This is a genomic window from Jiangella mangrovi (genome assembly GCF_014204975.1).
Lineage (GTDB): Bacteria > Actinomycetota > Actinomycetes > Jiangellales > Jiangellaceae > Jiangella > Jiangella mangrovi.
The window spans coordinates 978,971-991,942 of record NZ_JACHMM010000001.1 but is presented as its reverse complement, the minus strand read 5'-3'; the positions used below and the strand labels follow the sequence as shown (position 1 = coordinate 991,942).

Sequence of the window (12,972 nt, the reverse complement as noted above, 5' to 3'; positions counted from 1 at the left end):
TGTAGTGGAGGCATGACCACCACAGCGATCGAGTTCGGCGCGGCCCTCCCTGCGTCGGCGAAGCGGCTTCCCGAGCTCCTCGAGGCGACCACCATCGCCGAGGAGCTCGGGGCCGGGCTCGTCACCGTCGCCGACCATCCGTACCTGCCGTCGGAGCTGGACGCGTGGACGCTGGTCCCGCTGCTGCTCGCCCGGACGTCGCGGGTCCGAGTCGCGACGAACGTGACGGCGCTGCCGTTCCGGTCGCCGACGGTCATCGCGAAGGCCGCCGCGACGCTGCAGTTCACCAGCGGCGGCCGGTTCGTGCTGGGGCTGGGCGCCGGCGGGCCGTACGACGGGCTGCCCGGGTGGGGCGCGCAGTGGGGCTCGCTCGGGCAGGCCATCGGCGCGCTGGACGAGGCGATCCCGCTGCTCCGGCGGCTGTGGAGCGGTCACCGCGTCGACCACGACGGCGAGTTCTACCGGCTGCGCGAGGCCGTCGCCGTCGCCGGAGCCCCGCCGGACCCCGTCCCGCCGGTCTGGGTCGGCGCGTTCAAGTCGCGCATGCTGGCGCTCACTGGCCGGCACGCCGACGGCTGGCTGCCCACCAATGCCTACCTGTCGCTGGACGAGGTGCCGGCCATGCAGCGCGCGGTCGACGCGGCCGCCGTCGCCGCGGGGCGCGACCCGTCCGCGATCCGGCGTGTGTTCAACGTCATGGGCGTCATCGACGACGACCAGGCGCGGCGCAACGACCAGCTCCTGGTCGGGCCGGCCGCGCACTGGGCCGAGGCGCTGACCGACTACCGCGAGCGGCTCGGCTTCGAGACCTTCGTCTTCTGGCCGGTACGCGGCGACACCCGCCGCCAGGTCGAGCTGTTCTTCGAGACCGTCGTGCCCAAGCTCTGACCCTCCTCGCTTGATCATCCACCGCTGGCGACACCATGACGTCGCCACCCGTTGATGATCATGGGCGAACGACAGTCGGGGCCGCAGGCGCGTGGCGTTCCGGTCCAACCCCGGTCCTCGCACGCGTCCCTGCTCCGCGGCGACCCCGCACGGATCACCGAAGACATCGGCGTGGCCGTACCGCAGCGTGGCCCGTCCGTGCGTGGTGGCGCGGTTGTCGCGATGACGGTCGCGGAACCGGCCCTCGTCGGCATGTCCGACCCGGCCGTCGAGCTCGACCCGGAGCGTGTACCGGTCGTAGTCGACGTCCACCCAGGTGACGCGGCCACCAGTCACCCGCCGTTGCCGATGGCCGCGAGGCAGGGCATGGGCACGCTCGACGGCGTGGAGGTGACGGAGCTCGAGCGGCGATTGCGCACCCTCCTCGACGTCGCTCAGCATGCTCTCCACCATCGGCCGCCAGCGGATCTTCTTGCGCAGCGCGAGCGCGTCGGCGAGGCGCTCTGGTGTCGTGCGGCGGCGCTGGCAGGCCGACGTCACCCAGGTCTCGACCTCCTGCGGACGGCGGGTGATGTCGACCAGGTCGAGGACCGTCTCCTCGGTACGGGTGCGGGGTGGCGTGCGTGTGGGGTGACGCGTCCGGTCCAAGCGGTGCGCGTAGTGGACCCGGACGCCGTCGATCCGGCTGCGCACGTGCCGGTCAGCCGGCACGGTGACGTGCACCACCGGCCCGGGTTCGTCGCAGAGACCATCGAGGTACGCGGCCGTCCGGTGACTGGCGACCGCGCCCCGGCCGGCGCGCAGGATCGCGGCCCAGACGAGGCCCTCGAACGAGAGCGGTCCGGGGAAGACGGCGTACACCCGGGCGTGCACGCGCCGCCAGCGCCCCGAGCGCACGAGCCAGCCGATGCGTCGCTGCGTCAGCCCGGCCGCGATCGCCTGGTCGAGGCCGATCACGCCGTGCTGCTGCGCGGCGATCACGGCGACATCGGAAGGCAGTCCCACGCCGCCGAGCCTCATCGACGCGCGCGCTGTGCGCCAGGGCCAGAACGTGATGTGTGGACAACCTCGTGGGTATCCACATGATCATCAACCGTTGGCGACGTCATGGTGTCGCCAGCGGTTGATGATCATGGATGGGCGGGGACTACCATCGGGCGCATGCCCAAGGCGTTCTACGTCACCACGCCGATCTACTACGTCAACGACGCACCGCACATCGGCCACGCGTACACGACCGTAGCCACCGACTTCATCGCCCGCTGGCACCGTCAGCGCCAGGAGGATGTCTGGTTCCTCACCGGCACCGACGAGCACGGCGAGAAGGTCATGCGCACGGCCGAGGCCAACGGCGTCACCCCGCAGGAGTGGGCCGACCGGCTGGTCGACACCGCCTGGAAGCCGGTGCTCGAGACCATCGACGCATCGAACGACGACTTCATCCGCACCACCGAGCCGCGGCACGTGGCCCGGGTGCAGGACTTCATCCAGCACCTCTACGACGCCGGCGAGATCTTCGAGGGCACCTACGAGGGCTACTACTGCGTCGCCTGCGAGGAGTACAAGCTCCCCGGCGACCTCGTCGAGGGCACCGGGGAGTACGAGGGGCAGCTGCTCTGCTCGATCCACGGCCGGCCGGTCGAGAAGCTGTCGGAGACGAACTACTTCTTCCGCATGTCCGCCTACACCGAGCGGCTGCTGGAGTTCTACGAGCAGAACCCCGACTTCGTGCAGCCCGAGAGCGCCCGCAACGAGGTGCTCGGCTTCGTCCGGCAGGGACTGCAGGACCTCTCCATCTCGCGCTCGACGTTCGACTGGGGCGTCCCGGTGCCGTGGGACGACGCGCACGTCATCTACGTCTGGTTCGACGCGCTGCTCAACTACGCCACGGCGGCCGGCTACGGCGCCGACCCGGAGAAGTACCAGAGCACCTGGCCGGCCGACATCCACTTCGTCGGCAAGGACATCCTGCGCTTCCACGCCGTCATCTGGCCGGCCATGCTCATGGCCGCCGGTGAGCCGCTGCCGAAGAAGGTGTTCGCGCACGGCTGGCTGCTGGTCGGCGGCGAGAAGATGAGCAAGTCCAAGCTCACCGGCATCGCCCCGGCGCAGATCATCGACACGTTCGGCTCCGACGCGTTCCGGTACTACTTCCTGCGCGCCATCGCGTTCGGCAACGACGGCTCGTTCTCGTGGGAGGACATCGCCGCGCGCTACCAGGCCGAGCTCGCCAACGGGCTGGGCAACCTCGCCTCGCGCGTCGCCGCCATGGTCGGCCGCTACTTCGACGGCGTGCTGCCGGCCCCTGGGCCGTCGACCCCCGCCGAGGACGCGCTGGCCGCCGTCGCCGCCAAGGCCGCGCAGGACGCCGAGGCCGCCGTCGACCGCGTCGCCCCGCACGAGGCGCTGGCCGCCGTCTGGACCCTGGTCGAGGCCGCCAACGGCTACATCACCGAGCAGCAGCCGTGGGCCGTCGCCAAGGACGAGTCGCAGCGCGAGCGTCTGGCCACCATCCTGTACTCCTCCGCCGAGGCGCTGCGGGCGCTGGCCGTGCTGCTGAACCCGGTCATGCCGAAGGCGACGGCGAAGCTGTGGGAGTCCCTGGGGGCCGAGAAGGCGCTCGGCGCGCTGGCCGCCCAGCCGGTCGCCGACGCCGGCCGCTGGGGCCAGCTGGTCCCCGGCGCCGAGGTCACCAAGGGCGACGCACTGTTCCCGCGGCTCGACCTCGCCGCCGACGGGCAGTGAGCGACACACCCCGCGAGCGGCGGTCGGCCACCGACGAGTCGGGCCGCAAGCGCGACCGGTCGCGGCCGCCGCTGCCCGAGCCGCTCCCGCTGCCCGTCACCGACACCCATTGCCACATGGACATCGCCGACGGTGACGACGGCGACGCGTTCGGGGTGACGGAGGCGCTGGACGCCGCCGCGAAGGTGAACGTGACCCGCGTCGTGCAGGTGGGCTGCGACCTGCCGGGCGCGGCCTGGGCCGTCGAGGTCGCCGAGCGGTACCCGTCGGTCGTCGCGACGGTCGCGCTGCACCCGAACGAGGCGCCGAAGCTGGCCGCCGGGGGCACGCTGGACGACGCGCTGGCCGAGATCGACCGGCTGGCCGGGTCGAGCCCACGGGTGCGCGGCATCGGCGAGACGGGCCTCGACTTCTTCCGCACCGGGCCCGAGGGCGTGGCCGCTCAGGAGTACTCGCTGCGCGCCCACATCGAGATCGCCCGGCGCCGCGGACTGGTCCTGACCATCCATGACCGGGACGCCCACGAGGACGTGCTGCGGGTCCTCGACGACGCCGAAACGCCCGATTGTGTCGTATTTCACTGTTTCTCGGGGAACGAGACCTTCGCGCGCGACGTCGCAGAGCGCGGCTGGTACCTGTCCTTCGCCGGTCCGGTGACGTTTCGGAACGCGGCCGATCTGCGTGCCGCGCTCGCCGTCACGCCGCTCGGAAACCTGCTCGTCGAGACCGACGCGCCGTTCCTCACGCCGCACCCGTACCGCGGCCGGCCGAACGCGTCGTACCTGGTCCCGGTGACGGTGCGGTTCATCGCCGAGACCCTCGGCCAGAGTGTCGAGACGGTGTGTCACGCGCTCCAGGAGAACACCGACCGTGTTTTCGGATCATGGTGACAGGAAGTCGTTTCCGCTGGTCAAGCGGGTGCCTGGGGCGGCTCGCGCGCGCGGGCGCCGGCGCGGCGCACGCGTGGGGGCGTCACAGTGTCACAACCGGCTCGGCCCGCCCGATATGTCTGGTTTCAGGGCATGTACGTGTTGTCCGGCCGCCCGCGATGCGTTACCGTCCCGAGATTGTTAGCCGGGGTCGGGGAAACTTCGGGTGGCAGATGAACGGCCGGACACACCGTCCGTCCAGCGGCGCGTCGATCAGGCGTGCGAAGGCTGGGCAGATCGCGTGACCGGCCGTGCCGCGCGGTCCCGTGCCCGGACGGTACGACCAAGGAGCACAGTGCGCCTGTCCGCGAAGACGATGGCGATCAATGCCACCGTCGTCACTGCTCTCGTAGGCGGCGGCGTCGCCTACATCACGCTCGACAACGCCGTCGCCCTGACCGTCGACGGCCAGACCGAGACCGTGCACACGTTCGGTGACTCCGTCGAGGACGTCCTCGACGACCGTGGCATCGAGCTCAGCGCACGCGACGAGGTCATTCCCTCGCTGGACAGCGACGTCGAGGACGGCACTGAGATCTCCGTCCGGTACGCCCGCCAGGTCACCGTCACCGTCGACGGCGAGGAGCAGCAGATCTGGACCACCGCGCTGTCCGTCGAGGAAGCCCTGGGCGACCTCGACATCCGCGCCGAAGGGGCCGACCTCTCGGTGGCGCGCTCGCAGCCCATCGGGCGCGGCGGCATCGACTTCGAGGTCCGCACCCCCAAGGAGATCACCGTCACCGCCGACGGTGCCTCGAACCCCGTCACGACGACGGCGCTCACTGTGCGTGAGGCCCTCGGCGACGCGGGCATCAGCCTCGGCGAGCGTGACCTCGTCGAGCCGGCCCTCGAGACCGCGCTGGCCGACGCGGCCACCGTCACCGTCCGGCGGGTCACCGTCGAGACCGAGACGGTCACCGCGGCGCTGCCGTTCGAGGTGACCGAGCAGGAGGACGACTCCCTCGAGAAGGGCTCCGAGTCCGTCGAGACCGAGGGCAAGGACGGCTCCGTCGAGCGGGTCATGCAGAACACCTACATCGACGGTGAGCTGCACAACCAGAAGATGCTCTCCGAGACCGTGATCGCCGCTCCGGTCGACCAGGTCGTGCTCATCGGCACCAAGGAGCCCCCGCCCCCGCCGGCCGACGAGCCGAGCGACGGTGGCGGCGGTGGTGGCGACGTCGACGGCGGCGTCTGGGACCGGCTGGCGGAGTGTGAGTCCGGCGGCAACTGGTCCATCAACACCGGCAACGGCTACTACGGCGGACTGCAGTTCTCCGTGGGCACCTGGCGCGCCTTCGGCGGCTCCGGCTACCCGCACGAGAACAGCAAGGCCGAGCAGATCCGCATCGCCACGAAGGTCCGCGACAACCGCGGCGGGTACGGCGACTGGCCGGCCTGCGCCCGGTCGCTCGGCCTGCCGCTCGGCTGACCCTGCGTGTCTGCTGCCTGAGCCCGGATAGGCTCGGGCGGTGCAGAACGACGAGACGTCCGCCGGTCCCAGACTCCTGGGGCCGGCGGACGTTCGCCGTCTGGCCGCCGAGCTCGACCTGCGGCCGACGAAGACGCTGGGGCAGAACTTCGTCATCGACCCCAACACGGTGCGCCGCATCGTCCGCATCGCCGGCGTCGGCCCGGACGACGTCGTGGTCGAGGTCGGCCCGGGGCTGGGCTCGCTGACGCTGGCGCTGCTGCCGGTCGTCAGCCGCGTGGTCGCCGTCGAGATCGACCCCGTCCTGGCCGGGCGGCTGCCGTCGACGGTGTCCGAGTACGCGCCCGGCGTGGCCGACCGGCTCGAGGTGGTGCCGGCCGACGCGCTGCGGGTGTCCGAGCTGCCGGGTGCGGCGCCGACGGCGCTGGTGGCCAACCTGCCGTACAACGTGTCCGTGCCGGTGCTGCTGCACCTCCTCGAGACGCTCCCGAGCCTGTCGCGGGTCCTCGTGATGGTCCAGAAGGAGGTCGCCGACCGGCTGGCCGCGCCGCCGGGGTCGCGCACGTACGGCGTCCCCTCGGTCAAGGCGGCGTGGTACGCGACGGTGTCACCGGCCGGTCCCGTGGGCCGCAACGTCTTCTGGCCGGCGCCAAACGTCGACTCCGGACTCGTGCTGCTGGAGCGCCGTCCCGGCGGTGCGCGCGACCCCGCGGACCGGGCCGCCGTCTTCGCCGTCGTCGATGCCGCGTTCGCCCAGCGCCGCAAGACCCTGCGGGCCGCGCTGAGCGGCTGGGCCGGGTCCCCCGCGGCGGCCGAAGAGGCCCTCACGGCGGCCGGCGTCGACCCTCGGGCGCGCGGCGAACAGCTCACCGTCGACGACTTCGCGCGGATCGCCGCGGCGCGTCCGACTATCACCACCTTTGGCGCCTCATGAGCCGGTATTTCCGGTAAGGTCTCGCTGGTGCTGCAGGTGATCGCCCGCGTCCCGGCGAAGATCAATCTGATGCTGTCCGTCGGCCCGGTGCGCTCCGACGGCTTCCACGAGCTCGCGACCGTCTTCCACGCCGTCTCGCTCTACGACGAGATCTCGGCCGTCCACGCCGACGCCGTCACCGTCCATGTCACCGGTCCCTACACCGACCAGACGCCGGCCGACGAGTCCAACCTCGCCGTCCGTGCCGCCCGCTCCCTCGCCCGCCGCGCCCGGTTGCGCAGCGGCGCGCTGCTGCGCGTGCACAAGGAGATCCCGGTCGCCGCCGGACTCGCCGGTGGCAGCGCCGACGCCGCGGGCGCCCTGCTCGCCTGCGACCGGCTGTGGGGGCTGCGGATGCCGGAGTCGCGGCTCTCGTCCGTGGCGGCGGGCCTAGGCAGCGACGTCCCGTTCGCGCTCATCGGCGGCACCGCCGTCGGAACGGGGCGCGGCGAGCGGCTGCGGCCGGTCCCCGTCCGCGGCGAGCTGCACTGGGTGCTCGCCACCGCCGACGGCGGCCTCTCCACCCCCGACGTCTACCGCCGCCTCGACGACCTCCGCTCCGACCGCAAGGTGCCGGCACCCTCCGTGCCCGGCGAGCTGCTGGCGGCGCTGGAGTCCGCCGACCTCGACGCCCTGGCCGTGCTGCTCCACAACGACCTGCAGGAGGCCGCCCTGGCGCTGCGGCCGACGCTGAAGGACACCCTGCGGGCCGGCGAGGAGCACGGGGCCCTGGCGGGACTGGTGTCGGGATCCGGGCCCACGTGCGTCTTCCTGGCCCGCGACGGGGCCTCCGCGGGGGCGCTGGCCGTCGATCTCGCGGCGTCGGGGACGTGTGCGCGGGCTGTTGCCGTGACCGGACACGCCGCCGTCGGGACGTGACCGTTGCGCTGCGTTGCGGGGGTCGGGGGGATGCCGTCCCCGCCCGCCTCGCTCGTTCCTCGCTCGGACGCCCGCGCCTACCCCTGACGGCATCCCCCCCGACCCCCGCGAGGCTGCCGGTTCCGTCCATCCCGGGCCCGGGCCTGCTCGTGAGCCATCCGGCGTTGGGGGCGTGGGCGCCGGTGACGCCGTCGGCGGTGGGGGAGCTGTTCGGTGGCTGGGCGGAGCCGTGGTGGGTCGCCGGCGGGTATGCGCTGGAGCTGGCCGTCGGGCGGTCCTGGCGGGCGCACGGGGACATCGACGTCCTGGTGCTGCGGTCGTCGGCGGGTGAGCTGCACGCCGTCCTGGCCGGCTGGGAACTGTGGGCGGCCGACCCGCCCGGGCAGCTGCGGTTCTGGCCGGCGGACGAGCCGCTGCCGGACCATGTGCACGACATCTGGTGCCGCCGTCCGGCGTCGCCCGCGTGGGAGCTTCAGCTCATGGTCGACGAGACCGACGGGGACCAGTGGTGCTCGCGGCGCGATAGCCGATTGCGGGCGCCGATCACGGGCCTGGGGCGTCGCAGCGTGAGCGGGTTGCCGTATCTGCGGCCGGAGATCCAGCTCTTCTACAAGGCCAAGGGTCTGCGGCCGAAGGACGAGGCCGACTTCGCGGTCGTGCTGCCCACCTTGGATGCCGCCGCCCGCGGATGGCTCGACCGCGCGCTGGCGCTGACGGCGCCGAACCACCCGTGGCGGGCCGCGCTCAGGGGCGGCGCACCAACGTGACGGCGCGGGTGCAGCGGACGGAAGCGCGCCCGAGGACGTCAAGAGCCCCGGCGCGGAGCCACAACTGCACGCGCCGGGGCCTGACCGGGATCACCAGTGTTGACGCACCTCCCCCGGCTCCCATCAAGGCTAGTCGTCGACCCCTGGTTGGCCGGCTGAGGTCGAGCCGCAGGGAGCGAACGGGGACCGGCGAGAGCTGGTCCCCGTTCGTGCGTTCTGCCGCAGCTGCGCGGGCGGCGGTCAGGGGCGGTGCGCCAAGGTGACGGTGCGGGTGCCGCGCACGTGCAGGTCGTCGCGGCGCAGCAGCGACGAGGGGCCGTCGGGGTCCAGCAGCCCGGCCAGTGTCGCCGCGTCCGCGGGCGTCAGCTGGTCGCTCAGCCGCTCACCCAGTCGCCGCAGCCAGAGGTCGGCGTAGCGGCCCGTGCTCGGCGGCGCCGGGGCGAGGTCGATGACGAACGGACGCACGTCCACCAGGGTGAACCCGGCCGCCGTCAGCCGGGCGGGCCAGTCGGTCCCGAGCTCGGGCAGCCGCTCGGCGTCGTGCTCGTGGAGCAGCCCGAGCAGCCGCTCCTCGAAGCCGTCCCCGACGGCGTCGGTGAGGAACCGCGGCCGGCCGTCGAACTCGGTGACGGCGACAAGCCCGCCCGGGCGGGTGGCCGCGTGCAGGTCGCGCAGGACGCGGTCCGGACCGGTCAGGTGGTGCAGCGACAGCGACGCCCACGTGACGTCGACGGTGCCGAGGTCCGGCCAGGGCTGGTCGAGATCGGCCTGGACGGTGCGGACCCGGCCGGCCAGCCCCTGGGCCAGGGCCTTCGCCCGGATCCGGTCGAGCATGTCGGGGGAGGAGTCGACGGCGACCACCTCGGCCTCGGCGAACCGGTCGGCCAGTCGCAGCGTCCCGGTCCCCGTCCCGGCGCCGAGGTCGACGATCCGCTGTCGCGGCCCGCCGTCGGCCGCCTGCCGGACCCAGTCCAGCGCGTCGGCCCAATAGTCGGTCAATACCTCGCCGTCGAGGTCGAGCAGCTCGGCGAGCGAGCTGTCGCCGTCGTCGCTCCCATGGCGGTGGTGGTGATGGTGGCCCATGCTGTGACGGTAGAACGACGGTGCGTCGATCGCATAGCCTCTTGCCTATGACGCAAGACGCCGATGACCTCGACGCCGTGATCCGGGCCCGCATCCGTGGTCTCCGCCAGGCCAAGGGCTGGTCGCTGGATGCGCTGGCCGCCCGCTGCCATCTGAGCCCGTCGACGCTGAGCCGCATCGAGACCGGACACCGGCGCATCTCCGTCGACCAGCTGGTGCTGATCGCGCGGGCGCTGGACTCCTCCGTCGACCAGCTGGTCGAGCCGGTCGACGACGCCGACGTCGTGATCCGGCCGCGGCACGACGTCGTCCACGGCGCCACCACCTGGCTGCTGTCCCGCGACGACGGGCCGCACGGGCTCACCGTCGCGAAGCTGCGCATCACCCGGCGGACCCGGCCGAAGCAGCTACGGGTGCACCCGGGGCACGACTGGTTCACGGTGCTGTCCGGGACCGTGCGGCTGTACCTGGGCGAGCGGGTGATCCTGGTGGCGCCGGGTCAGGCGGCGCAGTTCTCGACGCTGGCGCCGCACGCCATCGTCGCTCATGACGGGCCGGCCGAGGTGCTGACCATCCTCGATCACGAGGGTCAGCGGGCGCACCTCGACGCCGTCGACCTCACGCCGGAGTCGTCGCCGCCCGGATCACCCGGCTGAGCGACGTGTGCAGCTCCTCCAGCTCAGAGACCGGCATACCGAGCCGATCGACGACGGCGTAGGGGATCTTCTCGGCCTCGGCGCGCAGCGCGCGGCCGGCGTCGGTCAGCTCGACGACCAGTAGCCGCTCGTCGTCGGCGCTGCGCCGCCGAGTGACGTAGCCGACCGCCTCGAGCCGCTTGAGCAGCGGCGACAGTGTGGCCGACTCGAGCTGCAGCGTGCTGCTGAGATCCTTGACCGAGCGCGGCTCGCGCTCCCAGAGAGCCAGCATGACGAGGTACTGCGGGTGCGTGAGGCCCATGGGCTCGAGCAGCGGCCGGTAGAGGCCGATGACGCTGCGGGCGGCGACGGCGAGCGCGAAGCAGACCTGCCGGTCGAGGGCCAGCGGATCGTCACCGAGGTCTGTCGTCATGGTCACACTCTATCGCACGCGATTGATTAGTGTGCTAACTATTAATGCATGACGAGAAGCGAGGGCAAGGTGCCGTGGTACGGCCGGCTCACCGAGATCCTCATGCCGCTGCTCGGTCCCGCCGACGTCGGCCGCCAGGACGACGCTCCGCCGCCGCGCACGGTGCGCGAGGTGGAGTGCCCGCTGTGCCACCACCCGATGTCGGAGCACCGGCTCGAGCAGGTGGGCGGGAAGAACAGGCACTACTGCCCGGCGTGAGAAACTGGTGCCAAATGGCGCCCCGTAACCTCATCAACCTCGAGTCGGCTTCGCTGGCCTACGGCACTCGGTTCATCCTCGACGGGGTGTCCCTCGGTGTCGCCGACGGCGACCGCATCGGCATCGTGGGCCGCAACGGCAGCGGGAAGTCCACGCTGCTCCGGGTGCTGGCCGGCCTCGAACAGGTCGACTCCGGGCGGGTCAGCCGCACGGGTGGGCTGCGCATCGGCCGGCTCGGCCAGGGCGACGAACTCGACCCCGGCGCCTCGGTGGGCGAGGTGGTCATCGGCGACCGTGCGACGCACGAGTGGGCCGGCGACGCCCGCATCCGCGACGTCATGGCGCACCTGGTGCCCGGGCTGTCCATGGACGCGCTCGTGGGGCCACTGTCCGGCGGCGAGCGCCGGCGGGTCGCGCTGGCCCGGCTGCTCATCGGCGACGACGACCTGATCCTGCTCGACGAGCCGACGAACCACCTCGACGTCGAGGCGATCGACTGGCTGTCGCGCCATCTGTCCGCCGGCAGCCGGACGCTCGTCATGGTGACCCACGACCGCTGGCTGCTCGACACCGTCGCGACCACCACGTGGGAGGTCGTCGACGGCGCCGTCAACTCCTACGAGGGCGGCTACGCCGAATACGTCCTGGCCCGGGCCGAGCGGGTCCGCATCGCCGCCGCCGACGAGTCGCGCCGGCAGAACCTGCTGCGCAAGGAGCTGGCCTGGCTGCGCCGCGGCCCGCCCGCACGGACCTCGAAACCGCGCTTCCGCATCACCGCGGCCAACGCCCTCATCGAGAACGAGCCGCCGGCCCGCGACCGGTACGAGCTGGCGAAGATGGCCACGACACGCCTCGGCAAGAGCGTGTTCGACGCCGAGGACGTCACCGTCACGCTCGGCGGGCGCACCCTGCTCGACGACGTCACCTGGCGGCTGGGCCCGGGCGACCGCGCCGGCATCGTCGGCGTCAACGGCGCCGGCAAGACGACGCTGCTGCGGCTGCTCGACGGCTCACTGGCGCCCGACGGCGGCAAGGTGAAGGTCGGCCGCACGGTCGCCGTCGCGCACCTCGCCCAAGAGGTGGCCGGCCTCGACCCGTCGGCCCGCGTGCTCGAGACCGTCGAGGAGGTCCGCCGCGAGGTGCAGCTGGGCGGCGGCGACACCGTCACGGCCGGCCAGATGCTCGAGCGGTTCGGCTTCGCCGGCCAGCGCCAGTGGACGCTCGTCGGCGACCTCTCCGGCGGCGAGCGGCGACGGCTGCAGCTGCTGCGGCTGCTCATGGGCGAGCCGAACGTGCTGCTTCTGGACGAGCCGACCAACGATCTCGACGTCGAGACGCTCAACGTGCTCGAGGACGTCCTGGACGGCTGGCCCGGCTCGCTCGTCGTCGTCAGCCACGACCGCTGGTTCCTCGAGCGGGTCACCGACGCCATCTGGGCCCTCATGGGCGACGGCCGGCTCGTGCAGCTGCCCCGCGGGGTCGACCAGTACCTGGAACTGCGGCGAGAGCAGGCCTCGGTCGCGGCGGCTGCGGTGCCGGCGGCGCGGGCTCGGTCCGGTGACAGCCGGGCGGTCCGCAAGGAGATCGCCCGCATCGAGCGCGACCTCGAGAAGCTGGAACGGCGCGAGAAGACCCTCCACGAGCGCATCGCCGACAACGCCACCGACCACGAGAAGGTCCTGGCGCTCGACGCCGAGCTGCGCGAGGTGCACGGCGAGCGAGAGGCCCTGGAAGAGCGCTGGCTGGAACTCGCCGACGATCTCGGCTGAGGTCCCTGGGGTTGCGCTGGGTGAGCCCGTCCCCCTGCTGCCCATTCTCTTATGCCGCGCGGGTGCCCTCAAATCCGCGCGCCCAGGGGGCACTTGGACTTGACCGCACCCGCGCGGCCTAAGAACTCGGCAGCTATCAGGGGGACGGGGGGAGTCTGGCGACGGGTGGGTGGTTGGTCGC

Annotated in this window: 13 protein-coding genes; 11 read left to right on the top strand and 2 right to left on the bottom strand. The window is 72.5% G+C overall.

What is annotated here, in order from left to right:
* Positions 1-12: 12 nt before the first annotated feature.
* From HD601_RS04575 to HD601_RS04540, 8 genes are all read left to right on the top strand, one after another.
* Entirely contained in the window at positions 13-888 is an 876-nt protein-coding gene (locus HD601_RS04575) for an LLM class flavin-dependent oxidoreductase (RefSeq protein ID WP_184819747.1), read from the top strand.
* 171 nt (positions 889-1,059) lie between these two features.
* Positions 1,060-1,974, top strand: coding sequence for a hypothetical protein (locus HD601_RS36340; RefSeq protein WP_184819745.1), 915 nt, complete (start codon positions 1,060-1,062; stop codon positions 1,972-1,974).
* Between the two features lie 75 nt (positions 1,975-2,049).
* Positions 2,050-3,633: a methionine--tRNA ligase gene (gene metG / locus HD601_RS04565; protein ID WP_184819744.1), complete on the top strand. Its 1,584-nt coding sequence runs from the start codon at positions 2,050-2,052 to the stop codon at positions 3,631-3,633.
* Positions 3,630-4,523: a TatD family hydrolase gene (locus tag HD601_RS04560; protein ID WP_184819741.1), complete on the top strand. Its 894-nt coding sequence runs from the start codon at positions 3,630-3,632 to the stop codon at positions 4,521-4,523. The genes metG and HD601_RS04560 overlap by 4 nt, the downstream gene beginning before the upstream one ends.
* 334 nt (positions 4,524-4,857) lie before the next feature.
* A complete protein-coding gene (locus HD601_RS04555) occupies positions 4,858-5,994 on the top strand; it encodes a ubiquitin-like domain-containing protein (protein WP_184819739.1) in 1,137 nt (378 codons plus the stop codon).
* Positions 5,995-6,034: 40 nt separating this feature from the next.
* Complete coding sequence (gene rsmA, locus HD601_RS04550; RefSeq protein ID WP_184819737.1) at positions 6,035-6,928, top strand: 16S rRNA (adenine(1518)-N(6)/adenine(1519)-N(6))-dimethyltransferase RsmA; 894 nt, start codon at positions 6,035-6,037, stop codon at positions 6,926-6,928.
* A 30-nt stretch (positions 6,929-6,958) separates the two neighbouring features.
* Positions 6,959-7,846, top strand: a complete 888-nt coding sequence (locus HD601_RS04545) for a 4-(cytidine 5'-diphospho)-2-C-methyl-D-erythritol kinase (protein ID WP_184829440.1) — start codon at positions 6,959-6,961, stop codon at positions 7,844-7,846.
* A gap of 149 nt (positions 7,847-7,995) precedes the next feature.
* On the top strand, positions 7,996-8,613 hold the full coding sequence (locus HD601_RS04540; RefSeq protein WP_221440529.1) for a nucleotidyltransferase domain-containing protein: 618 nt from the start codon (positions 7,996-7,998) through the stop codon (positions 8,611-8,613).
* A 240-nt stretch (positions 8,614-8,853) separates the two neighbouring features.
* On the opposite strand, the gene HD601_RS04535 is transcribed toward HD601_RS04540, so the two are convergent.
* The gene (locus tag HD601_RS04535; protein ID WP_184819735.1) at positions 8,854-9,696 is read right to left on the bottom strand and encodes a class I SAM-dependent methyltransferase; all 843 of its coding nucleotides are present in this window, start codon (positions 9,694-9,696) and stop codon (positions 8,854-8,856) included.
* Between the two features lie 47 nt (positions 9,697-9,743).
* Between HD601_RS04535 and HD601_RS04530 the strand changes: the two genes are divergently transcribed.
* Positions 9,744-10,352 carry a helix-turn-helix domain-containing protein gene (locus HD601_RS04530; protein WP_184819733.1) on the top strand — a complete coding sequence of 203 codons (609 nt, stop codon included), beginning with the start codon at positions 9,744-9,746 and terminating at the stop codon, positions 10,350-10,352.
* On the opposite strand, the gene HD601_RS04525 is transcribed toward HD601_RS04530, so the two are convergent.
* The gene (locus HD601_RS04525) at positions 10,315-10,764 is read right to left on the bottom strand and encodes a MarR family winged helix-turn-helix transcriptional regulator (RefSeq protein ID WP_184819732.1); all 450 of its coding nucleotides are present in this window, start codon (positions 10,762-10,764) and stop codon (positions 10,315-10,317) included. The genes HD601_RS04530 and HD601_RS04525 overlap by 38 nt on opposite strands.
* Before the next feature lie 48 nt (positions 10,765-10,812).
* Between HD601_RS04525 and HD601_RS04520 the strand changes: the two genes are divergently transcribed.
* Positions 10,813-11,022, top strand: a complete 210-nt coding sequence (locus tag HD601_RS04520) for a hypothetical protein (protein WP_184819730.1) — start codon at positions 10,813-10,815, stop codon at positions 11,020-11,022.
* Positions 11,023-11,036: 14 nt separating this feature from the next.
* On the top strand, positions 11,037-12,791 hold the full coding sequence (locus HD601_RS04515) for an ABC-F family ATP-binding cassette domain-containing protein (RefSeq protein ID WP_184819728.1): 1,755 nt from the start codon (positions 11,037-11,039) through the stop codon (positions 12,789-12,791).
* Positions 12,792-12,972: the final 181 nt, after the last annotated feature.